Origin of the sequence: uncultured Dokdonia sp. (assembly GCF_947492815.1) — a bacterium.
Taxonomy (GTDB): Bacteria; Bacteroidota; Bacteroidia; order Flavobacteriales; family Flavobacteriaceae; genus Dokdonia.
This window is the reverse complement of the sequence record NZ_CANLOB010000010.1, coordinates 86,129-108,468: the sequence shown is the minus strand read 5'-3', so window position 1 is coordinate 108,468 and position 22,340 is coordinate 86,129. Positions and strand designations below refer to the sequence as shown.

Here is a 22,340-nt window from a genome sequence, read left to right as displayed (position 1 = left end):
TTTGAGATACATATGTAGCATATGAAACTATTATTATTCTTAGGTTTAACATTATTTGTAAATGAAATAATAGTATCTCAAGTACTAAAAGATGACTTATACTTGACTGACGAGCATAATACTGAATGGATTAAGGAATTTGAAAAGCTAAATCTAGTATCTGATCAAATAGTTAAAATCAAAAGAAAAGTTTTTGAAGATACTGTATATAAGCGACAAAGAAGCTACTGTTTGACAGGTGTTAAAAAAGCAGAAGTATTAAAAAGAACAGTAGGAAAAACAAATTTTGAATGTAAAATCATGTTTATTCTAAGTCTTCAGGGGGATCTGTATATTCTTGATCTGAATGAAAGTCCAAAAACAAATAGAGTACTTGAACTCATAAACAATAAAAATATTGATGGGGTAACTGTGCTTAAAAAAGGAGCTATAGCTTTAGCATTATATGGAGCGTATGGTAAATGCGGAGTTGTTATGTTATATTCAGATAGCCAACGCTTAAAGCGAAAGGTTAAAAGTATATTTTAACAATCATCATCACAGCATTGCTCATCTTTTACGAGCTTACAACTTATTACAGCAAGAAGAGCTCCAATAAAAGGCGCGGTAACGTATAACCACATAGGTTGCCATTTTCCAGAAAATATAGCAGGTCCGAGAGAACGAGCAGGATTCATAGATGCATTGGTCATAGGACCTGCAAACATGGCTTCTAGTAGTACAATACCTCCAATCGCAATTCCTGCAATTACCCCTATTTCTTTAGACCCCGTAGATACATTTATGATCACTAGCATTAAGAAAAAAGTAAGTAAAATCTCTAGTATAAAGGCTTTGTAATGTTCAAAAGTATCTGGTGGAACCGTACTCCCTAGGAATTCGCTTTCGGGAAATAGAAACCAAAGCATAGCCCCTGCGAGTGTCGCTCCGATGATTTGTACCATGATATATTTTGGAACTTCGCGCCAAGAGAATTTTTTCGCGTAAGCAAAAGCAACCGTCACAGCTGGATTAAAATGTGCCCCAGAAATATCTCCAAAGGCATAGATCATTCCCATCACAATGAGCCCCCAAGTAATAGCGATACCTGGATGTGTTACAGAACCATTTGTAATTTCATTTATAGTCATTGCTCCACAGCCACAAAAAACCATAGAAAACGTACCAATAAGTTCGGCGATATATCGCTTCATGAATTTTTAATTTTTTACAAAGATACAGGTTGCGATATTAAGATTTTGTTAACGTTTGATAGATGTGGGAATGGTATTTTTGTGAAACGATTAACGTTATTCGTATACCTAACCCGTGTAGTGTACAAAACGTATAAACCATATAACTCTTTATTAAAACTAAAATTATTATGAAAAAATTACTCCTTGTGGCAGCAATGGCCTTATGTACAGTAGGTGCATCTGCTCAAATTAACACGCCGGCTCCTAGTCCATTTTCGAAAGTGGAACAAGTGGTTGGATTAACAGAAGTTAGTTTAGAATATTCAAGACCAGCAATGCGTGGTAGAACTATTTTTGGAAACTTAGTGCCATATGGTAAAATCTGGAGAACAGGTGCAAATCAACGTACTAAGATTACATTTTCAACTGATTTTACAGTAGGAGGCAAAGAGCTTAAGGCTGGAACGTATGCGATTTTCACAAAACCAGAAGCATCTTCATGGACCGTATATTTTTATACAGAGTATCAAGGAGGCGGAGCGCCAAGAGAGTGGGATGATTCAAAAGTAGCGGCTATGGTAAACGTACCTGTACAAAAAATGCCTATGGATATTGAGTCATTTACAATCACTTTTGATGATCTTAAAAGTGATGGTGCAAACCTAGGGATACTTTGGGAGAATGCATATGTAGGTGTTCCTTTTGGAGTTCCTACAGACAAAACAGTATCTGCTCAAATCGAAAAAGTAATGGCAGGTCCTGGTGCTGGAGATTATTATGCAGCGGCTGTATATATGGCTGAAAATGGAAAAGATATTAATACAGCAAAAGAATATATGGACAAAGCAATGTCTATGATCAAGGAACCTCGTTTCTGGCAATTACGTCAGCAATCTCTTATTCTTGCAAAATCAGGAGACAAGAAAGGTGCTATCAAAGCCGCTAAAGCATCACTTGTAGGGGCTAAAGAGGCTGGAAATGAAGATTATATCAAATTAAATACAGATTCTCTAAAAGAATGGGGAGCTAAATAAGTTTCTTTGTTTTAAAATATCATAAAAACGTCTTCATTTTTTTGAAGGCGTTTTTTGTTTCTAAGCACTATTTCTTTGCAATTCTTTTAGGGTGGCAATCATTTGCGCTCCATTTTTAGTACCCACAAAGAATTCAGTATTTCTATTTTTCGTTTTAATTAATAATGCAGGACCGGGTTTTGTATTAAAGAAAGTGCCTCTATTATTTATTCGATACCCTACACCAGCATACCAAGGAAGATGTACAATCTCTGCCGTAGAGAGGTCAAGATCTTGTATGGGTATTTTTCTATGTAACCATCCTATTCCAAATTTGACACTAGCGACTTCTGAGTCTATTACAATCTTCATATTATAAAAGGCAAGTATTGGAAGTATATTGATAACAATTAAAGGAAGGGCAAAGAGCCATGAAGAAATAGGATTACTTCCCCATTGAAAATAGGTAGCTGCTATGATGAAAATAGTTACTGTTACAAATAATAAAGTAAACCAATACATAGATTGTGTTTCTTCATATTTTAGGTGTTTCATACCTTAAGTATATAGAATTATTAAATGAAGAGAATTGTTTAGGAAATTTGGTAATAGTAATACGTATTTATCCATATACCAAACCAATTTCTTTACGTATCGTATCTAATAGCGTGATTAATTGTATGCTTTTTTCAAATGTCATGATGTTACTTTCTTTTCTGTCTTGGGCGAGCATTTCCTGACAGTGTAAAATTTCATGATGGTACCCATGTACCTTTGTAGGGAAATCAATAGTTTCTGCGCTACCATTTTTAGTTATTGTAATAGCGATGCCTGAAGGATCATGAAAACGACTATGTATATGAATGGTACCTTTTTCTAGTTCTATATGACAGATGGTGTCTGTCTGCGTATCGATAGCTGAAAATAAGTGTGCTTTTACTTGGTTAGGATAGGTAAGTTCCATCTCACAATTGAGATCTATTTCATTAGTATCGAATGTAGCTTTAGCTTCTATTTTTTCAGGAGTTCCTAGTATAGTCATCGCTGCAAATACGGGATAGATTCCCACATCTAACAGGCTTCCTCCTCCTAAATCTTTATTGTATAATCGATGTGATGGGTCTTTGGGAACATCAATGCCAAAATCTGCTTTTAGACTTTTAATGGTTCCTAATTCTCCTGAATGTAGCGTTTGTAGAGCAAATTGATAATGAGGTAAAAAATAGGTCCATAAGGCTTCCATTAAGAAGGTTTTTTTCGCTTTCGCGAAAGCGATCATATCCTCCACCTCATTGCGATTCATGGCAAAAGGTTTTTCACATAATACTGCCTTGCCATGTGTTAAACAAAGAATGGTAACTTCTTTATGAAAAACATGAGGTGTAGCAATGTAAATAATATCAACTTCAGGATCTCTTACAAGCGCTTCATAGGAAGCATAGGCTTTCTGGGCTTGGTGTTGTTGCTTAAAGTTGTTAGCCTTTTCTAAACTACGACTTCCTACTGCATAGAGTGTTGCTCCTTCGGTTGCTATAATGTCTTCTGCAAATTTATGAGCGATATGCCCACATCCTAAAATAGCCCAGTTGGTATTCTGCATTTTTCTTTTTTATATGAGTTATTTGTATCACAAACAATACGACATAAATGTATATAAAAAAAGCAAGCTATGACAGCTTGCTTTTAACACAATTATATATTTGAATTAAAAATACTAGTTATGTGTTTTACTTAATTTACTCCAGTTTTTATCTGCAACACTTTTTAATTTTTTGTGATTGTTTTCAGCCAACCATAATTGTTTTGCATCTAACTCTACATTGTTTAAGAATAAGTAGTACTTACCGTCTTTTACAATAAATTTGTTTGGATCTACTCTGAATTTTGCTCCTGCATAGGTTCCAAAAGCACAGTATCCTCCGTATTGTGGTACATATTTAGCTGGACTTTTATCAAAAGCTGCTTTTTGATCAGCAGAAGTAAAGTAATAAGCTACTTTGTTGTACTCAGATTTATAGGCTTTATTTCCTTTTTGAGCTAGGCCTAAATCTAAGTAAGATACAGGACTATATCCTTGAAGTGCGATATTACTATTATCTACGTTGTTTGCCATTTTGTCTTGGGCAAATACTGATGTAGCTACAAATAACGCTACGATGGCTAGGGTGGATTTAATTAATTTCATTTTCTTTTTTTTGTTTATTATTTATGTGATTGTTATTTGTTTTTAAGCTGCGTTAAAGTATTCTTCTTGAATTACTTGTCCTTGTTCATTCCATACTCTACGGATGATTTCATGCCAGTATATTTTACTTCCATCTTTCATGTCAAAATCGAACGTAAATTCTGATGCAGATACATTTCCATCAACAATAGATCTGTGATGTGTGATTCCATTTACAGCTGCAATTGCTCCTGCAAATCCTTCCATTTTAGTAATCATTTCTGCTTTACCATTCGTACCTCCATTTCCATAATCAGAAGTGGTAGCATTGTCTGCAAAAAATTCTTTTACTGCGTCTACTATAGCTCCTTTACTTACTATAGCGTCCATTTTAGTTACTTGATCTTTAATGTTCATCTTTATTTTGTTTGTGTTATTTACTAATTACACTGCAAAGATGAAGCAAAAGGGGAGGGAAGATGCTACAAAAAAAGTACTAAGAATTGTACTTTACTAATTTGAATTCTGTAGGAGTACTTCCTGAATAATGTTTAAAGAAGCTAGAGAAGTGATTTGGTTCTTCAAAACCTAATTGAGCAGAAATAGCAACAATACTTTGACCTTCTAATAGCATTAGTTTAGCAGTATTGATAAGCTCTAAACGTATTAATTGTCCTAAAGAAGTGTTCATTTTTAGTTGCACTTTTTTTGACAATGTTTTAATAGAAAGATTCATTTTATCGGCATAAAAATCTAAACTTCTTTCTTGTGTGTGATATTTTTGAAGAAGTTCTAAAATATCTTGTGTAAACTGATCTCGTTGTTTAAAATCAAAATTTTCTCTAAACTGACGAGGTGTAATTCCAGTAGCATTTTTAAATACGCGATTAAAATAAGCATCATCTTTGAAGCCAAGATCATAAGAAATCTCTTGAATATTCTTTTCTGTAAAGACAATTTCTTTTTTACTTTCCTTAAGTCTTTTTGCTCCTAATAAGTGCTTTACAGATAATCCTATTTTATCCTTGATAAGTGTTTGCGCATTATATCCTCTGTCATTTATCAAGTTAACTAAATCAGCACTTGAAAGATGATGTGCATATTCTTGATCTATAATTTCTTTAGTATCAAAAATGATTTGATATTCTTCTTTATTGGCTTTAAATGGGTTTTGCCAGTACCATTGTTTTGAAGAAACATCAATAATATTTGAGGAATCTTGAGTAATGACAGATTTTGAAAGAAATTTTTGGCATTCTTCGCATTCCATTAAGTCAATATATCCTAATGAAATAAGATGCTTGAAAAGAACTCTAACGTCATCATTGTAAAATTTTGAATCGTCGGTAAATTCTATTTTTCGTACCGTAAAATCATCAGATAAAAACTTAATATATTGTCCTTTTTCTAAGAAGATAGCTTTTTCTTGCCAATCAAAATAGTTTTCAAAATCAACTTGAATACTTCCTTTTCCTGATAGTATATGAATTAAAGTATGCTTTTCTATAAAGTATACTTTATTGATTTCTGGAGAAATTTTTTCTACGTTCAATGGTTTGCTGATTACGATCAAATAGAGTGCAATATACTATTTTGATCCTATCTGTCGTAAAACTACTTATGAGTTTTCAATTGGTGTGCTTGTTGTAGACCTAAATATCGTTTCTATAATAGTTGCTATTACTATAATAACAATGCATCCAAATAAATTCAACCATAAATAGGGCATCCAATCTCCAAAATATCCTACAAGAACAACGACTTGTGTAATTAATGCCCCTATAAATACAGCATTACTTCTCACATATTTTATAAAAAATGCTAATAAGAAAATACCTAGAATATTTCCATAAAAAATAGATCCAATAATATTTACTAATTGAATTAAGTTTTCAAAAAGACTAGCTGTACATGCCACAATGATGGCAAGTACTCCCCAACCAAGTGTAAATAGTTTTGTCGCGTTTACATAATGTTGTTCGTCTTTTTCTTCACGTACGTTACGTTTATATAAATCTATAGAGGTGGTGGCTCCAAGTGCATTCAGTTCTGATGCTGTAGAAGACATAGCAGCTGATAGAATTACCGCTAATAATAAGCCTATAAGTCCTTTAGGTAGGTTGTTCAAGATAAAATGAATAAACACATAGTCTTTATCATTACTTTCCACATTATCATTAGCTTTATCTATAAGTTCTTTGGCTTCTGCTCGTAAATTTTTATCTACCGCTTCAAATTTAGCGATATATGATTGTTGCTGTCCATGTTCTTGATAGACATCATTAGCAGGATCTTTAGCAAAATTATAGGCAGCTCCTTTTTGATAGCGTTGATTTGTTTCTAATCGTTTTTCTATCGCTTTATATTCATCTGCATATTCAGAAGCATATACAGCTTCTGTTGCCATAGGGTTAAAGTTAAGTGGCGTTGCATTAAATTGATAAAAAACAAATACCATCACCCCAACAAGGAGGATGAAGAATTGCATAGGAATTTTAAGAAGGCCATTAAAAATAAGCCCCATACGCATTTCTCTAATATTTTTTCCAGACAAATAACGTTGTACTTGGCTTTGATCTGTTCCAAAATAAGAAAGCATAAGAAAAGTACCTCCTAAAATACCAGTCCAAACAGTGTACCTATTATTAAAATCAAATGAGAAATCCAATAATTCCATTCGGTCTCCAGCCCCAGCAATACTTAATGCATCAGAAAAGGAAACTTCTTCGGGTAAATAATCTAGAATCAAAAAGAAGGCGATGAACATCCCAATAAAGATGACTGCCATTTGTTGCTTTTGAGTTACGCTTACTGCTTTTGTTCCTCCAGAAACAGTATACGCAATTACAATGACTCCAATAACAATATTTAAGGTAGTAAGATCCCAACCTAATACAGCAGATAGTATAATAGCAGGTGCATAAATCGTAATACCAGCAGCAAGGCTACGTTGTATTAAAAATAAAATAGCTGCAAGAGATCTTGTCTTGAGATCAAACCTACTTTCTAAATATTCATAGGCTGTATATACTTTAAGTTTATGATACAATGGAATAAAAACCAAGCATATGATGACCATAGCAATAGGAAGTCCAAAATAAAACTGGACAAATCCCATTCCACTATAAAAACCTTGTCCTGTTGTAGATAAAAAGGTGATTGCACTGGCTTGGGTAGCCATAACAGACAAGCCTACTGTCCACCATTTTGAAGTGTTTCCTCCTCGTATATAGTCTTCTACATTTTTACTTCCTTGTGTTTTATACACTCCATAAAGAACAATAAAAACGAGTGTTGCTCCAAGAACAATCCAATCAATAATTTCCATACTAAACGTATTGTTTCATTAAAAGGAAAAACAAAATAAAATACACCAGATTAGCTATAAGAACTACAGTGTAAGATTTTTTCCAAACGTATTTAGGTTCTTTACTCATAAGGTTATCCTTTTACTTTTTTAGGTTTTTCTTTTCCTATAGAAAGCATATTTGAAAAAAGACGATATGCTCCAGAAACTCCAGCTGGAAGTTCTCTAAAAAAGCTTAGTCCTGTATAAATATAATGACCTTCTCCATAAGGGGCAACGAGTAAACTACCTTCCTTAGGAGTTTCACCTTTGTCCTGCATAGATAATATCGATGTATATTCATCGGCCCATTCATTTGGGAAGTAAAGCCCTCGTTCTTGTGTCCACCCTTCAAAATCTTTTTGAGTGATTTTATTAGGGAAATTCATAAGCGGATGATCTTTAGCAAGTACCTTCACATCACTATATTCATCGGTGACACGATCTCGTGAAAGCTTCATAGGGTAAGGTGCGCCTATTTTTGTATTACCCCATCTACCGCTTGTATTGTATTGTGCAATTAAAGTTCCTCCTTCTTTTACATATTCTAACAGTGTAGGTTGCTTACTTTGTAGTTCTTCCACTACATTATATGCACGTATTCCTACAACAACAGCATCAAACTGTGCTAAGCGCTCTTTAGTAATCTCTTCAGGGGTAATAATAGCTACTTGATATCCTATTTGCTCTAAATTTTGTGGTACAGCATCTCCTGCACCTTGGATATATCCTATATAATCTCCTCTACGCTGTATGTCCAGTCGTACTACTTTTGCTTGTGCTGGGAGAAATAAAGATTGTAATGGGATATGACTATAATCTATTTTTACTAATTCTTTATCATAGGTTGTATTACCAACAGTCACTTTTGGAACGATGATGCCTTCATTTTGATTTGAAGGTGGAGTCACTGTAAAGTCAATTATTTGTTGTTCTCCTTTTTTAGCAATTGTTACAGGTGCGCTTTTAGGTGATACATTCCACCCTTGAGGAATATCAAGCATTATAGTTCCTGTTAATGCATCTTTATGCGCCGTAACAGTTACGGGAATTTGTTTTGCATCGGCGTTGGCAAAGATGAGTACTTTGTCTTTGATACCTGCAGAAGCTTCTGGAACAATTTCAAAAGGTTCGTACACTTCTCCTTTTACGCGATCATTATATTTATAAACAATAGGCTTATCGAATCTGAAAATGACACCATTAATATTCACTTCAAAAGTAACCACATTTGTTCTAGGCGTTTCTGGTTTTCCTATAAGCCTACGATCATCTACACGATACATTCCTAAGGTGCCTGGATTTTCTAACCAATAGGCATTAGTAGATGCAAACTCATTAGAGATCATTATTTTTTCTTCACCTCTGTAACGTTTGTTGTTTGCGAGGTCTTCGCTAATAAGGTTACTTTTTTTAGAAGGAGCAGTAATGCTTTGTAAGTTCATAGTCACATCACTTCTATTAATAGCTTCTAGTCTTAAGGTAACTTCTTCACCTATTGTAGCTGTTTGTGTACTCGCAACAGCTTCTAGATATAATCCGGAACAGGCTGCGATCAGATCTTGTATTTCTTTACTCTTTATAATTTTCCAGTGTTGATCTTCTAATTTCTGAAGTTCGGCATATGCTTGGGCTAATTGAGGAACACTTTTTTCAGGATGTGCATGATCAAAATTTGCTTCAACAGAAGCGAGTAAAGATGCTACTTTACTACTTCCTTTTACACGACCCCATGAAGTATCTATGCCTTGAAATACATCATTGTTTGTAGGCATTTCTCCTCGTAATAATTCAAAATAGGTGTCACTGCTTCCGCGGTTACCTGTATTTCCAAAGCCTTGTGATTTATGCTGACTACGACTTAAAGAAGAAATTTCGGTATTTGAAAGTCCGTAACCAGGATAGTAGGTTCCTACATCTACTTTTACGAGGTTGGATTTATCCGCTTTCGCGAAAGCGTCTCTACTCCCATAAAACCACCAGCTTGTATTGAAAAATTGGCGTTGTGGTTGCCAAACATCTGTATACTTTAATTGATCTGCATACTTGGTTGGATCATTTACAAGATCGAAAGCTTCTACACTTAGCATCGCACTTGAAGTATGGTGTCCATGAGTAGAACCAGGAGATCTATGGTCAAAACGGTTAATAATTACATCTGGTTTGAAGGTGCGCATAGCCCAAACGACATCGCTTAATACTTCATCTTTGTTCCAAAGAGCAAGTGTCTCATCGGGATGTTTTGAATAGCCAAAATCATTGGCTCTTGTAAATCGTTGTTCTCCACCATCGGTTGCACGAGCAGCCAAGAGTTCTTGCGTACGAATCACGCCTAGGAGTTCGCGTAATTCAGGACCGATAATATTTTGTCCTCCGTCACCTCTTGTTAATGATAAATAGGCGGTACGTGCTTTTACTGTATTTGCAAAATAAGAGATAGCCGTCGTATTTTCATCATCAGGATGTGCCGCTACATATAAAACAGAGCCTAAGAAATTTAGTTTTTTAATATCTTCAAAAATAGCTGAAGCATCTGGTTTTTTTGGCTTGATTGTGATTCCTTGAGCGTTTGTTTTCGCGCAAAGCGAACAAAAAAGGAGTGCAAATACAAAAGTGATAGTACGCATTATGTTGTGGTGTATTGAGTCTTTTCAAATATAACCAAAATGGATGCGAGCAGAAATCCTTTACATTTTCTTTAACAAAAAGGAATTATTGGCTTGTAGCTATTCGTCTTAAGTAATGAGAATTAATTGTATTTTGAGTTACTGTTGTAACAGTTCTTAATAAACGATGTCTCTAAGAAAATACATTAGAAATGAATAAAATATTAGTTTTCACTTTGACGCTACTCATCCAATTAGGTACTGATTCAGTAATGTCTCAAAATATAGCATCAAAGATTGATAGATTATATGAAGTACATGAAGATGAACCTGGTTTTTCTATTGCAGTTTTTAAGGAAGATGCAATCATTTTAGAAAAACAATATGGGACTGCACATCTTGATTATGATACTTCTATAACCAGTGAGACTGTTTTTAATGTAGGCTCTATTGGGAAACAATTTACAGCAGCTGCAATTCTATTATTAGAACAAGAAGGGAAATTGTCTATTAAAGATCCTGTTTATAAATACATTGAAAATCTCCCTAGATATAAAAAAGGGAATCCAACCATTGAACATTTATTAAATCAAACAAGTGGCATAAAGGAAGTTGATAATTATTTAGAAGTAGTGGATATTGTTTACAGTGATTATATTTCCCAGCCACAGCTTATAAATATTATTACTAAGGTAAAAGAACTTCGTTTTACTCCAGGTGACTATTTCTATTATACAAATGCTAACTATGTCTTACTTAGCTTCTATTATCGAAAAAGTTTCAAGAAAATCATATAGTGAGTACTTACAGGAAAGTATTTTTAGACCACTAGGAATGGAGCGTACATTTATAGATATAGCTGCTTCAAAAACTATAAAAAATAAAGCTATTGGTTATAATGAGACAGAAGAAGGTTTTGATAAAACGCATCTTTACTTTTTGAGATATGTTGGTGATGGGCAGATAATCACAACTCCAAGAGATATGTTTAAATGGCATCAAAACCTTAAAAAAGCTACTATTGGCTCGGTTGAATTATGGAATAAAATGCATACAAAGGCGGTTCTGAATAATGGCACGCGTATTAACTATGGATTGGGCGTTGAGTTTGAAACTCATAATGGCTATGAAGCAATGGGTTTTGATGGGATGATTAAACTAGGTTTTGTCTCAAAGTATTTATACTTCCCAGAATTAGATATTGCATTTTTTACTACTCAGAATACATTTGATTGGGATTTTAAAGAACGATTTTTTGAGCTTATAGATTTATATGTGAAAAAGAAGGAAGAGGAATATGTAGATGAGAATATGAATGCAGCTGTTCGTCTTTCTAATGAAGAGTTAAAGAGATATGAGGGGACGTATTTGTTTTATCAGCATGATGAAGAACGAAAGGCAAACTCAATTAAGGTAATTAATAATGAATTAAAAGTGCTGACTTTAGATGGAGATGAAATTACAGAACTAATTCCACTTGGAGATCATAAATTTTTGTTTGGAGAAGACGGTGATGCTCTTGTGGAATTTAGTTTTTCTGGGAATAAGAAACAGTATACCTATGATGATTTTGAATATGAAAAGCCTTGGGTTTTTAAAGAGACTTCATTTTATGAGCATTCTCAAGAAGAATTGAAAGAATATGAAGGGCATTATTTTAGTAAAGACTTTCAGGTTGGTAGAAAACTTCAATTAGAAAATGGAATGCTTTATTACTATTATAGAAATGGCGCATGGAAAGATGAAATAGGGTCTTTATCAAAAGATGTATTAGAAATTCCTATAAGCCCTATTGAATTTGTAAGGGATGAAACAAATAAAATCATTGGATTTACTATTATGGGTGTATGGTTTGAAAAAATATAATTTTCATCTAACGGAAAGTTTTGATTTTTTTGTAAAGGGAAAAATTACAAAAACCTCAAAACAACCACCCCTTTGTTAATAGTTACTCTAATCCAAGTTCAGTACGTAGACCAGCATCTGTATTATAGAAGAGCGTGAACGGAAAGTTTTGATTTTTTTGTAAAGGGAAAAATTACAAAAACCTCAAAACACCCCCCCCTTTGTTAATAGTTACTCTAATCCAAGTTCAGTACGTAAACTAGCATCTGCCTTGTAGAAGAGCGTGAACGGAAAGTTTTGATTTTTTGTAAAGGGAAAAATTACAAAAACCTCAAAACAACCACCCCTTTGTTAATAGTTACTCTAATCCAAGTTCAGTACGTAGACCAGCATCTGCGTTACTGTTTTTACCCCAGTAGGCGCTTTTGATGGTTTTGATGCGAGTAGCTTTAGTAGTGAGTTCTTTCGCACGCGCGCCATAACCATCTACAAATGTTTCTTCCCAACCTTCTATAGTATATGGAAATGCCGATGAGAAGTTAATGGTTAAGGAACGATTCAGTTTAGGATATGCTAATGTATAGGAAGTAGCGGTTAATGTCCCTTTTGCATCATATGCTTTTAAAGGCACATGTTTCATACGAGTAAACGAAAAATCAGGAATTGCTTTAAAATTACCTGTTGGTAATGCTTTTGGATCTATGCGTAATTGTGCCCATAATTCGTTTTCTAAAATATCTTTTTCAAGTGTAAAGCTTTTATCAGCTTCTCCTTCAAAGTAAGAATGCGAATTTACTTCAAACTGTGTTCTATTATTAATTTGTGCATATTGGTGTCCGCACCATTCCTGCATACTTTGAGATACTTTGATTGCATGTTTTTCTTCAAAAACAGGATAAAATGTACTTGACATTACGGAGTATGGATAGATGCCTGTATTAAAATTTTTAGTGGCATTTACTTTGAGTACAGGTACATTTGAATCATTTTGTCTATCTGCTTTTACTTGTATTTCAGGTAAGAAATCTTCTGTTACAAAAATAAGAGCAGCGGTACCATCGCGCATTTCACCATAACGTGCCTGTTCTAATGTATACGAAGAAATCTCTGCTTTCCCAGCATACCAATAGTCTTTGAATTCTTGGGTAATGTTTCTGTTTTTTGTAACATTTAGGGTGCTATTTGCAATAGGCATTGTTTCTGGCGTAGAAGCCTCTGTATTTCCTTTGCAATTAACAAAAAGAGCTATAAGGGCAACAGCTACCATTAAAAAAAATAGAGTGCGTTCTAGTTTAAATACTTTTTTGGGAAATGACATAGCGTAAAATTTTAAGTTAAAATTACTAAAAACTTAAGAGTCGGCAAGCTGTATTAACGTTTCATAAACTTTATGGGTAGGTAATCCCATGACATTAAAATAAGAACCTTCTAATCGTGTTACAGCAATATACCCAAACCATTCTTGTATACCGTATCCTCCAGCTTTATCATAGGGTTGGTAATTATCTATATAATGATTGATTTCTTCTTCTGTCAGTGTTTTAAAAGTCACTTGAGTTGTATCATTGATAGTGATTTGTTTACTTGGAGAAGTAAAACAAACACTAGTCATTACTTCATGGGTATTTCCAGAGAGACTCGAAATCATCTCAAATGCTTGGTTTCGGTTTTCTGGTTTGTTAAGTGCTTTATTTTGATGCCAAACAATCGTATCACTAGTAATAAGAATATCAGTTTCTTGTAAATCTTTAAAAGCCGCCGCCTTTAATTGTGCAAGATAATCTGTGATTTCTGTTCCTTTATAATGAGTAGGGAAAACTTCATCAATAGGCTTTAATTGAATCGTAAAATCTAAGCCAAGTTCTTTAAAAAAGAGTTGTCTACGAGGGGATCCAGAAGCAAGTATAATGTTTCTATGTTGTAATCGTTTAGACAGCATTTTTCGAGGGTGTATGATATTAATGGAATAGCGATAATGCCAACAAGCATTATGATTTTTAGAATAAAGGAAAGTCTTGTGAATTCGCTCTTTTTATTAGCTTCCCATAACTGTGTAGCGACATACCCTAAAGGAGCAATGACTCCAAAAAATAGAATGCCTACAGTTATTTTATGATCATATAAAAAAGTAAACGTATACCAAGAAATAAGTGTGAGTGTAATTAGGCTTAATACAGAAGCGATACGAGCAGTTCTTTGTGCTCCAAGAATAATAGGTAGTGTGCGGTACCTAGCAACATAATCCCCTTGAATATCTTCTACATCTTTTACAATCTCTCTGATAAGATTAATTAAAAAAGCAGCAATAGAGATATCTAAAATAATATCTAGTAGCAGTCTTTTAAGATCATCATCATATCCAGGATCTATAGGTAGTAACTCAAATATAGGAACGATAGCGATGGCAATAGCAATTGTGAAACTGACTAATACATTACCCACAAGCACTATTTTTCTAAGAAATCTAGAATACATATATAATCCAAATGCAGTACCTGCAAATAAGAGGAAATACAATGGAGTACTTAAAACGGCTGCAAGTGTAAATCCAAAACCTATTCCTATGAAAGTAAACAAGTAATAGAGTAGTTTCGCTCTTTTAGGATCTATAGAGACTCCTACAGTTCTTCGCTTAGGTTTGTTGATCTTATCTGCGGTTACATCTATTATATCATTAATAATATAACCACCTGCCGCTATAAATGTAGTTGCTGTCACAAGGAAAATAAATCCTAATATACTTAGCGTTAGCTCAATAGTGTAAGGCTTGAAAAAGCCAAACATAATAATACATTGCGTAGCAATGATTATTATTAGATTAGGAAATCGTATGAGACGTAAATAGTTCACTTTAGTTTGTTCTGTGTGGTGTATTAAGAACAAAGTACTATAAATAAATTGGAGTAGAAAAAAACTTATGGTTTTTTTATGTGTATCAATTGGTAAATAATATTCAGATGGAAATAGAAAAAATATCTTTAAGGGTAAATGTTAATCATAGATGTTCTTTAAAAGATACTAACCATTAAGTTCCAAAAAATATGAAATATTATCGAAGGTCCTATTGATTTTGATTTATAATATAATATTCCAGAGAGAAGACCACCAAAAAAAGTTAAATAAAATAAATGCCAATCTTGGTAATATTCTTCTAAAAGTAAATTTGAATAAGGAGCATGAATTAATGCGAAAAGTATCGAAGTTACTAAAATACAAATACTAGTTGTCGTCTTTAACTGTAAGCGCTTCTGAATATATCCTCTAAAAAATAATTCTTCTCCAATAGGGATTATTAAAATGATTGAAATTAAATTAATGTCATGAAATTTAGATATACCATCAAAACTATAATCAATATAATACGTTGTGTCAAATAAATAGTTGTAAAACCATTTTAATGGGGTTTGAATAAAAACAAAAATACTCCCCATAATAAAAGCAAGTAGGTACCATATGTAATTTGTTTTTTTTATAAGATTTTTGAAACAATACCTTTTTATTCCAAATAAAAATATAAGAATAATAAATAATTGTAGAGTACCTTGAATGATGTTATAATAATCAAGATAGTTCTCAGTTTTAGTAAGTGATGGAATGTGAATCCATGAACCAGAAAGTTCTATAACTATAATATAAACAACTGTTGCTAAAATAGCTTTAGGAACATTCATCTATAGGTATTACAAAGAGTCTTTTACAACTTCCTTACGATCAGTAATTATAGAATCTATTTTTGTTACGACACTATCTTTAATAGTATTCTGAGCAGCCTCTATAATAGTAGAGAGGTCTCTGGAACCTTCGAAATCTATTTCATTTCTGTTGGGATATAAATCTTCATCTGTAAGACCTTCATCAGTTTTCCAAGTTTCTCCTAGTTGTTCAATAATGGTACTTTCCCATTGCGAAGGATGTTTTGCATCTACCCAAATCACATCTCGGTATTCTATATCTATCAATGCCAGATCTGGTGTAGCAGCACCATCAAATTTTTTGCTATCATCTCTTTTGGCAGCAATGGTACTAATCACAAACATACGTTTACGTCCTGCGATTTCTTTTACAAAAGGTCTAAACTCTACAGGCTTATTTACAGACCAATCATACTCTTTACGAGATTCTACTACTTTTAAAGGCATTGCAGAAACTCCAGCGAGCCCTTCTTTTTTAGCCGCATGATTGTAATAGTATAGCTTGTCTGTTCCATCGCCAGGAATGAGTACACTAAACGATAAACTAGTACGCTCTTCTCCAATAGGTTCTAATCCAAACCAATGGTACAAACCACTATAGGCTTGTGTTTCCATTCCACTCCAATTAAAATCAGTGACAAAAGGTTGTTGATTTTCATCATCTTTTAGATCTGGAATTTTAACTGCTGTTTCCATATTCCAAGGTAACGGATCGGTAAATCCGCCTAAGAATTGAAGCGACTTTGCTTGCAATCTAGATACCTCTTCACTTAAAGTATTCTGCTTTGTTAAAAATGGATAGTCCTGTGTTTTTGATGGCGGCACATAGGTGCCTTTTCCTATGGTTATACGCTCTAGATAATCTGTAGCTGTGTGCTCTCCAGATTCAATAATCATCACACCTCCATACGATGGATACGGAAAGAAGAAACCTTTCCACTTGATGAGATTTACTACCTGAACCCATTTCCCATCATCATTTTTCATGTAATATACCTGACTAGGCTCTAGTGTAAATAATTGGAAGAAATTAAAACGTTGCACTACCGCATTGTATGTATTTCTACTAAAAGCAAGAGATTCTCCAATAGAAAAAGTAACAGGCACTCTACTTTTATCTGTAAACCGCGGAAACGGAGAGGTGCTTTCTACCGTAAAAAGTTCTTCGGTATTATCATTCATTCTTTGGAACATATATTCCTTAGCTGGTTGTACTGCCATAGTCCATTGGTTTATGGTATCAATACGTACCAATTGAGGAGGCGACACTTCTTGTGTTTCTCCAATAGACTCATACGCCATCGTCACAATGTTATTGTATGGTTGGATGCGTTCATTTTGTGTTAAAGGGAGTTCGTGTATTTCAACAAGATTTAAATTGTTGTAAACGTTATATGTTTGCATGTATTGATACAAACCTGTTTTCCATCCTGCAAACCACAAGATGCCAAAGAAAGCAGCAATTCCAACCAGATATAAAATGCGCTTTCCTATATGTACGCTTGCGCGAAATCTTCTCAACATAAACCACAAGAATAGGATACTGATCAAGATAATAAATACATACTTGCGTAAAAATAATAACGCGGGCTGATAATCATCTCGTAAGAAAAATAAGAGCAAGATTAGTACAATCGCACTGATAATCACAATACGTTTTTGTTTTCCTCCTTTTTGCCAATATGATTTTATCATGGTTGTGTTTGTTTTGTGTTTTGGTGATCAGTTTAAAAACTATTTTCTATTACGACAATTCTCTTGTGAATATAATTATCAAAGTCTGGTTTGTAATATTGCATGCCTTTTGCAAATCGAGTAGTAGACATAAGTCCACTACTTTCTCTGCTTCGGAAATACGTTTGTACTAAGCTATCTCCTTCAATAGCAAATAACGCTCGCATATACTTACCAATATTATTTACGCGCCATATACTATCAGGTTCATTGATTGGATTATTCTTATCTGGAGGCGGTTGATTTAATTCAACAAGTCCTTCTATTTTTTGATGATATGGTTCTTTAATATAAATGTCTTTGTACAATGCGCTTTTTCTATAGTTTTCTCGTGATGCTTTAGATTGGTATGTAATTAAAAATGAGTCATTACTGGTATCTTGATCACTTATGTCTTTTAAGAATTGTGTATACGCTTCTTTAGTATTAAGTTTTGGATAATGAGACTCTAAATGATCTTCAAATTCCTCTACTAAAAGGTCAATCATTGCAATATTCTCCTCTCCAAGTTCATGTTGAAATAAAATAATATTTGGATCAGTAATTTTTTGAGTACAACTCAATAGTAATACAAAACATGTAATACTTATAAAGATGATATGTTGTTTTTTAGAATTCAATTTTTTTTTATGCTTTCGCGAAAGCGGACTTTTAATAAAAACAGAAGCTACTTTATGTGATCTCTCCTATCGTCGAGATGACTGAGTTTTGTATTTTAAGTCTATGTTCTCTTCTCTATATTCTTTTTTCTTTCAGTATTCGGTAATTTCGATACAATTTTCGCGAAAAGCGAAAACCACTCAATCACCTTATTTTATTTTTTACTTCAACAATCAACAATCAACATTATTTATAGTTTATAGAGTTCATTCTGGTTTAACACACCTCTTAGTCCCCTCTCTAGAGGGGAAACTCTTGCTTGTAAACCACTCAATAATTTTATTTTACTTCATTATTCGATGTTTTTTATTCGATATTCAGTATTTTAAAATCAACAATCAACAATCAACAATCAACAATCAACAATCAAAAATCAAAAATCGTTAATCACTTAATCATCCCTTTATCTTTAAAACGATCACGGGCACTTTTCTTTTTAGGTACCTCTTGTGTAGACGTTTCTTTGGTTTTTGAGATAGGTTGTTCTTTAGATTCAAAACTCTCTTTTACGTCTTCAGTAAAATCTTGAACCATTTCTTTCCCTTTATCAAATACCTTTTCTAAGTTTTCCTTTTTGGTGCTATCACGCGCAAATAAAAAAGCCGAAGCAATATAGGTACCTACTAATGTCCCTACAATTGCCGAGACAAAATCTCTAACAAAAGCCTGAATCGGAGTGACAAATTGTAAAATAATAGCTCCTACTATAAATAATAAACTTACATATACTAAGCGCATTAAAAATGGTTGCAGATGTAAAAAACCTTTACGGTTATCAGGTTTCATTTGGAGTTCATCATTATGCGTGAGTTTATTTATAAAACGATACACAGCATTACTTTTAGACTCTCTCCAATACAGAACAATTCCTAAAAGAATGGAAAGGATAAATACAATAATTTCTAGTGTCATAATTATATAGTGTCTTTATTATATGTAGTGTTTATACAAGTTTTGTTACTATTTTTACTTTGGTTTTTAGTACTAAAAACATCTTTTTTAATAAAATTATACTAACTAAATACAGCCATTAATAACTGAAAACCTCCAAAAAGAAATATCCCAACTGCGGCAATCCAAAATTGATAATTTCTTTTTTCCTTCTTAACAATGCTCAAGATAATAAAGAGTAAAGTCAATACAAGTAATAAAGCCCCCACTAATCCAAGTCTTGAGATGACCACTATTACGCTATCTCCTGCCATGAGTTTGTTGACATAATTTGCTGTTAAATAATAAATAATACTATTTATAATAATTACCCATATCATAAAATGGAATGCCCATTTTTTAAAGCTAATCTTGTCCACGTTTAGTTAGTGTTTTTATATTTGGTTCCTATTCGGTGATTTCGATATATTTCGACAAGCTCAATACAACGCAATTTTCGCGAAAAGCGAAAATCACTCAATCATCTTAGGTTATTTTTCACTTCAATATTCGGTGTTCATTATTCAGTATTCGATATTTTAATTACTTCAACAATCAACAATCAACAATCGTTAATCTACAATCTACCCTTCATTCTCCTCCATAATCAATTTTATCACCCAATCTTGATAGGTCTCTGGCCATGTTTGATATGCTTCATAAAACTGTGCTTTATCATACCAATATAAATGCAAAGGGTCATTAGGTTGTATTTTAATTAAAAGTTTCCAGATAAGGTCTGCTTGCTCTTCCTCCAAAGAAGAATGTGGCTGGTGCAATGCTTTGTAATACACATTATCAATATAATCTTCCTGCTTTATCTCTTTATTAATAATACTTTTTTGAAAGAAAAGCTCAACCCCATTCAGTTGTTTCTGTACTTCAATGTCAAGGCCAGTAATGTATTTCTTAAATAAGAAATGGCTATCTAAAATTTCAACAAAAGAATGTGTGACTTCTTTTGAGTGTTCCATAAATCGATGCTTTTTGATACGATCAAAACGCTTTGACTTTGAAGCCTTTTTGAGGTCACCATCAATGATAAAATCTTTTACCAGTTTGTCAATGAGTTCGTTGTGATCTTTATGAAATAAAGCCACATCATGTCCTGTATCTGCAATGGCTTTGTCAAAGATGGCTTTATCTTCAAAGATCATAATATCTGTAATAAAATCTTTTAAGACAAATACACCACCAAAAGCTCTGGTATAAAAAGAACTCACCTTGAGCGGTAACGGATCAATATTCAGTTTACGATGACGTAAATCTCCATATTGCTTTGCATTGTCAATCAGCTTTTTATGGAGTTCGCGATTAATGAAATTATTCCCTTCTTGAAATTCCTTAATGAGTTCGTTTTGTGCTGCTTGTTTTTGATCTAACTGATCTAATAATTCAAATGTTACTGTGATGGTATCATAACGCAATAAATCAAAAGGTTCATAAAAGGCATCAATTTTTTGATCTATATGTACACAAATTGCAGCATCTTTGGTGATATCCCGTATAATCCTATTATTTGCTGCAAAGACAGCCTCCATCAAATTTCGATCAAAACTATGACTAGGCATATGCACAGGTTTGTACCGTTGTTCTGGTGAAATAATAATCGCATTGGTATTTGCCTCACCAATGTTGAGGTAATAGTTTTCTCCTTTTTCGAGTGCAATTTCTGGGCTCCAGCCCATTGCATCTATGGCAAAGCTTTTTAATGATGTTGGCTCAACACCTAACATGGCAAGACACTCGTTATAACGCTGTGCTAACGATCCTGATACGGGCACTAATGCCCCGCCATATAATCCTGCTTCTTTTAGTTTTTTCATTTTATGCCCACATATGTGGATTCTTTTCATATCCGCGAAGGCGAATATCTTATCATTATTAATTCTAATCTCTCCTAATACGCTTTCGTACTTTGGCAAGCTCAGTATAAACTTCTGTGTCACGATGCTCCTTGAAAGCGTATACCTATGTTTCTTTTGATTGTAATTGGTTTTTTAATACTAGTAGATGCTCATATTCATATTGTAATATTGTATGTTTATGTAAACGAATCATTGCTAGTACTGCAATCAAAGGTTTGTCTTTATATAGATAATTTAAATAATATAATTTTTCCCCTTTTCTATTTCTAACGCTATCTGTGTTTAAGGTCATATTCATTTTCTCTAACAAATATTCATCTTCAATAAGCTCTAAAATGATATTTTGATATTCCTTACTTTTTTTAATAAAATTATTCCCTATGCTACTATAATTATTTCCTTCAAAAAGGACATTGTTTACGTATTTTGGATTTGCAAAATCTTTTTCCATTCTTTCATTACTAGAAAAATCTACATTTTTAGTAAAACTATCTTCAATAGAATTTAAAAAACTAACATAATCATTTGTGGCATCATGATATATTTTTGCATTGATATTATTACTTAAAATTTCGTCTGATACAATTTCTTCAATTTGTTTTTGAATTGTAAGAATTGAATAATTGAATCGATTATTAAGACTTCCATAAGTAAATAATGAATTTGAATCTGATACATTTGAATTACAAGAAAAAAGAACAGTTGAAGTTACTATTAATAGAAATAAGAGAAACAAAGAACATCCATTTTTTTTTGATATAGGCTCCTCCTTTTCAATACCATAAATGATATGTGGAGGATAAAAGTCTGAAGGATTTTGTTTCTTTTCAAAAAAAACAAACTCCTTTTTTCCTAATGGTATATATTCTTCTCCGTGAGCAAATCCAAGTTTGATGCTTTCTGTATCACCTTGTGCAATGGCATAAACATTATCTCGATGTTTTTCATGTTTTGACATGTAAAGCTGGACCCTTTTTCCATGTAATTCTTTATGAATATCATCCTCTTTTGAGATGGTCCAATATCCGTATGAAAAATTATCAAAAGGTTCTAAATCTTCTGAATGAGGCATACAACTTACAAGGTACATAAATCGTTCAAAATCTATATCTTCAGAGAAATTAATCAAAAACTCATATGGATTCTTTTTACTTTTAAAGACCTTTACTTCTTTAGTAAATCCTGAACTAGCGTATATGTTAGCAAAAGTTTGAATACAAGCATATACCTCTTGCTCTGCAAAGTCAGTAATACTAATATATCTTTCAAGATTCATAGTTGTTTTTTATTCAAATCATCCATTATAC

Annotated in this window: 22 protein-coding genes; 4 read left to right on the top strand and 18 right to left on the bottom strand. The window is 33.1% G+C overall.

What is annotated here, in order from left to right; translation table 11 throughout:
- The first annotated feature begins 21 nt into the window (after window positions 1-21).
- The gene (locus Q1A01_RS11535) at window positions 22-528 is read left to right on the top strand and encodes a hypothetical protein (RefSeq protein WP_299680616.1); all 507 of its coding nucleotides are present in this window, start codon (window positions 22-24) and stop codon (window positions 526-528) included.
- Here Q1A01_RS11535 and Q1A01_RS11530 read toward each other — a convergent pair.
- A complete protein-coding gene (locus tag Q1A01_RS11530; protein ID WP_299680614.1) occupies window positions 525-1,193 on the bottom strand; it encodes an MIP family channel protein in 669 nt (222 codons plus the stop codon). The genes Q1A01_RS11535 and Q1A01_RS11530 overlap by 4 nt on opposite strands.
- A 170-nt stretch (window positions 1,194-1,363) precedes the next feature.
- On the opposite strand from Q1A01_RS11530, the gene Q1A01_RS11525 reads away from it, so the two are divergent.
- Entirely contained in the window at window positions 1,364-2,209 is an 846-nt protein-coding gene (locus Q1A01_RS11525) for a DUF2911 domain-containing protein (RefSeq protein ID WP_299680611.1), read from the top strand.
- A gap of 60 nt (window positions 2,210-2,269) precedes the next feature.
- Here the strand turns inward: Q1A01_RS11525 and Q1A01_RS11520 are convergent, their stop codons facing one another.
- The 7 genes from Q1A01_RS11520 to Q1A01_RS11490 form a co-directional block, all read right to left on the bottom strand.
- Complete coding sequence (locus Q1A01_RS11520; protein WP_299680608.1) at window positions 2,270-2,743, bottom strand: hypothetical protein; 474 nt, start codon at window positions 2,741-2,743, stop codon at window positions 2,270-2,272.
- A gap of 67 nt (window positions 2,744-2,810) precedes the next feature.
- Window positions 2,811-3,788 carry a Gfo/Idh/MocA family oxidoreductase gene (locus tag Q1A01_RS11515; protein WP_299680605.1) on the bottom strand — a complete coding sequence of 326 codons (978 nt, stop codon included), beginning with the start codon at window positions 3,786-3,788 and terminating at the stop codon, window positions 2,811-2,813.
- 114 nt (window positions 3,789-3,902) lie between these two features.
- Complete coding sequence (locus Q1A01_RS11510; RefSeq protein ID WP_299674361.1) at window positions 3,903-4,373, bottom strand: YHS domain-containing (seleno)protein; 471 nt, start codon at window positions 4,371-4,373, stop codon at window positions 3,903-3,905.
- A 42-nt stretch (window positions 4,374-4,415) separates the two neighbouring features.
- A complete protein-coding gene (locus Q1A01_RS11505; protein ID WP_299680603.1) occupies window positions 4,416-4,769 on the bottom strand; it encodes a hypothetical protein in 354 nt (117 codons plus the stop codon).
- A gap of 79 nt (window positions 4,770-4,848) precedes the next feature.
- Complete coding sequence (locus Q1A01_RS11500; RefSeq protein ID WP_299680601.1) at window positions 4,849-5,904, bottom strand: AraC family transcriptional regulator; 1,056 nt, start codon at window positions 5,902-5,904, stop codon at window positions 4,849-4,851.
- 66 nt (window positions 5,905-5,970) lie between these two features.
- Window positions 5,971-7,680 carry a sodium:solute symporter gene (locus Q1A01_RS11495; protein WP_299680599.1) on the bottom strand — a complete coding sequence of 570 codons (1,710 nt, stop codon included), beginning with the start codon at window positions 7,678-7,680 and terminating at the stop codon, window positions 5,971-5,973.
- A 113-nt stretch (window positions 7,681-7,793) separates the two neighbouring features.
- Complete coding sequence (locus Q1A01_RS11490) at window positions 7,794-10,325, bottom strand: PIG-L family deacetylase (RefSeq protein WP_299680596.1); 2,532 nt, start codon at window positions 10,323-10,325, stop codon at window positions 7,794-7,796.
- Window positions 10,326-10,516: 191 nt separating this feature from the next.
- Here Q1A01_RS11490 and Q1A01_RS11485 point away from each other — a divergent pair, with 191 nt between their 5' ends.
- Together Q1A01_RS11485 and Q1A01_RS11480 are read left to right on the top strand one after the other, a co-directional pair.
- The gene (locus Q1A01_RS11485; RefSeq protein WP_299680593.1) at window positions 10,517-11,101 is read left to right on the top strand and encodes a serine hydrolase domain-containing protein; all 585 of its coding nucleotides are present in this window, start codon (window positions 10,517-10,519) and stop codon (window positions 11,099-11,101) included.
- A complete protein-coding gene (locus Q1A01_RS11480; protein ID WP_299680590.1) occupies window positions 11,052-12,170 on the top strand; it encodes a serine hydrolase domain-containing protein in 1,119 nt (372 codons plus the stop codon). The genes Q1A01_RS11485 and Q1A01_RS11480 overlap by 50 nt, the downstream gene beginning before the upstream one ends.
- A gap of 337 nt (window positions 12,171-12,507) precedes the next feature.
- Here the strand turns inward: Q1A01_RS11480 and Q1A01_RS11475 are convergent, their stop codons facing one another.
- The 10 genes from Q1A01_RS11475 to Q1A01_RS11430 form a co-directional block, all read right to left on the bottom strand.
- Window positions 12,508-13,467: a septum formation inhibitor Maf gene (locus Q1A01_RS11475; protein WP_299680587.1), complete on the bottom strand. Its 960-nt coding sequence runs from the start codon at window positions 13,465-13,467 to the stop codon at window positions 12,508-12,510.
- A 33-nt stretch (window positions 13,468-13,500) separates the two neighbouring features.
- Window positions 13,501-14,088: a Maf-like protein gene (locus Q1A01_RS11470; protein WP_299680584.1), complete on the bottom strand. Its 588-nt coding sequence runs from the start codon at window positions 14,086-14,088 to the stop codon at window positions 13,501-13,503.
- Complete coding sequence (locus Q1A01_RS11465; RefSeq protein ID WP_299680581.1) at window positions 14,001-14,999, bottom strand: geranylgeranylglycerol-phosphate geranylgeranyltransferase; 999 nt, start codon at window positions 14,997-14,999, stop codon at window positions 14,001-14,003. Before Q1A01_RS11465 ends, Q1A01_RS11470 begins: the two co-directional genes overlap by 88 nt.
- A gap of 158 nt (window positions 15,000-15,157) precedes the next feature.
- Entirely contained in the window at window positions 15,158-15,820 is a 663-nt protein-coding gene (locus Q1A01_RS11460) for a type II CAAX endopeptidase family protein (protein WP_299680578.1), read from the bottom strand.
- A gap of 9 nt (window positions 15,821-15,829) precedes the next feature.
- Window positions 15,830-17,536 carry a hypothetical protein gene (locus Q1A01_RS11455; protein WP_299680575.1) on the bottom strand — a complete coding sequence of 569 codons (1,707 nt, stop codon included), beginning with the start codon at window positions 17,534-17,536 and terminating at the stop codon, window positions 15,830-15,832.
- Between the two features lie 32 nt (window positions 17,537-17,568).
- Window positions 17,569-18,195: a hypothetical protein gene (locus Q1A01_RS11450; RefSeq protein WP_299680572.1), complete on the bottom strand. Its 627-nt coding sequence runs from the start codon at window positions 18,193-18,195 to the stop codon at window positions 17,569-17,571.
- A 427-nt stretch (window positions 18,196-18,622) separates the two neighbouring features.
- Entirely contained in the window at window positions 18,623-19,147 is a 525-nt protein-coding gene (locus Q1A01_RS11445; protein ID WP_299680569.1) for a hypothetical protein, read from the bottom strand.
- A 101-nt stretch (window positions 19,148-19,248) separates the two neighbouring features.
- Complete coding sequence (locus tag Q1A01_RS11440; RefSeq protein WP_299680566.1) at window positions 19,249-19,545, bottom strand: hypothetical protein; 297 nt, start codon at window positions 19,543-19,545, stop codon at window positions 19,249-19,251.
- A gap of 204 nt (window positions 19,546-19,749) precedes the next feature.
- Complete coding sequence (locus tag Q1A01_RS11435; protein WP_299680563.1) at window positions 19,750-20,991, bottom strand: DUF6638 family protein; 1,242 nt, start codon at window positions 20,989-20,991, stop codon at window positions 19,750-19,752.
- Between the two features lie 145 nt (window positions 20,992-21,136).
- Window positions 21,137-22,309, bottom strand: a complete 1,173-nt coding sequence (locus Q1A01_RS11430; protein WP_299680560.1) for a hypothetical protein — start codon at window positions 22,307-22,309, stop codon at window positions 21,137-21,139.
- Window positions 22,310-22,340 lie beyond the last annotated feature (31 nt).

Bases quoted from the DNA above. Each gene is read 5' to 3' on its own strand.
- Q1A01_RS11535 (WP_299680616.1), top strand. From the start codon at position 22: ATGAAACTATTATTATTCTTAGGTTTAACATTATTTGTAAATGAAATA.
- Q1A01_RS11530 (WP_299680614.1), bottom strand. From the start codon at position 1,193: ATGAAGCGATATATCGCCGAACTTATTGGTACGTTTTCTATGGTTTTT.
- Q1A01_RS11525 (WP_299680611.1), top strand. From the start codon at position 1,364: ATGAAAAAATTACTCCTTGTGGCAGCAATGGCCTTATGTACAGTAGGT.
- Q1A01_RS11520 (WP_299680608.1), bottom strand. From the start codon at position 2,743: ATGAAACACCTAAAATATGAAGAAACACAATCTATGTATTGGTTTACT.
- Q1A01_RS11515 (WP_299680605.1), bottom strand. From the start codon at position 3,788: ATGCAGAATACCAACTGGGCTATTTTAGGATGTGGGCATATCGCTCAT.
- Q1A01_RS11510 (WP_299674361.1), bottom strand. From the start codon at position 4,373: ATGAAATTAATTAAATCCACCCTAGCCATCGTAGCGTTATTTGTAGCT.
- Q1A01_RS11505 (WP_299680603.1), bottom strand. From the start codon at position 4,769: ATGAACATTAAAGATCAAGTAACTAAAATGGACGCTATAGTAAGTAAA.
- Q1A01_RS11495 (WP_299680599.1), bottom strand. From the start codon at position 7,680: ATGGAAATTATTGATTGGATTGTTCTTGGAGCAACACTCGTTTTTATT.
- Q1A01_RS11490 (WP_299680596.1), bottom strand. From the start codon at position 10,325: ATGCGTACTATCACTTTTGTATTTGCACTCCTTTTTTGTTCGCTTTGC.
- Q1A01_RS11485 (WP_299680593.1), top strand. From the start codon at position 10,517: ATGAATAAAATATTAGTTTTCACTTTGACGCTACTCATCCAATTAGGT.
- Q1A01_RS11480 (WP_299680590.1), top strand. From the start codon at position 11,052: ATGTCTTACTTAGCTTCTATTATCGAAAAAGTTTCAAGAAAATCATAT.
- Q1A01_RS11475 (WP_299680587.1), bottom strand. From the start codon at position 13,467: ATGTCATTTCCCAAAAAAGTATTTAAACTAGAACGCACTCTATTTTTT.
- Q1A01_RS11470 (WP_299680584.1), bottom strand. From the start codon at position 14,088: ATGCTGTCTAAACGATTACAACATAGAAACATTATACTTGCTTCTGGA.
- Q1A01_RS11460 (WP_299680578.1), bottom strand. From the start codon at position 15,820: ATGAATGTTCCTAAAGCTATTTTAGCAACAGTTGTTTATATTATAGTT.
- Q1A01_RS11455 (WP_299680575.1), bottom strand. From the start codon at position 17,536: ATGATAAAATCATATTGGCAAAAAGGAGGAAAACAAAAACGTATTGTG.
- Q1A01_RS11445 (WP_299680569.1), bottom strand. From the start codon at position 19,147: ATGACACTAGAAATTATTGTATTTATCCTTTCCATTCTTTTAGGAATT.
- Q1A01_RS11435 (WP_299680563.1), bottom strand. From the start codon at position 20,991: ATGAAAAAACTAAAAGAAGCAGGATTATATGGCGGGGCATTAGTGCCC.
- Q1A01_RS11430 (WP_299680560.1), bottom strand. From the start codon at position 22,309: ATGAATCTTGAAAGATATATTAGTATTACTGACTTTGCAGAGCAAGAG.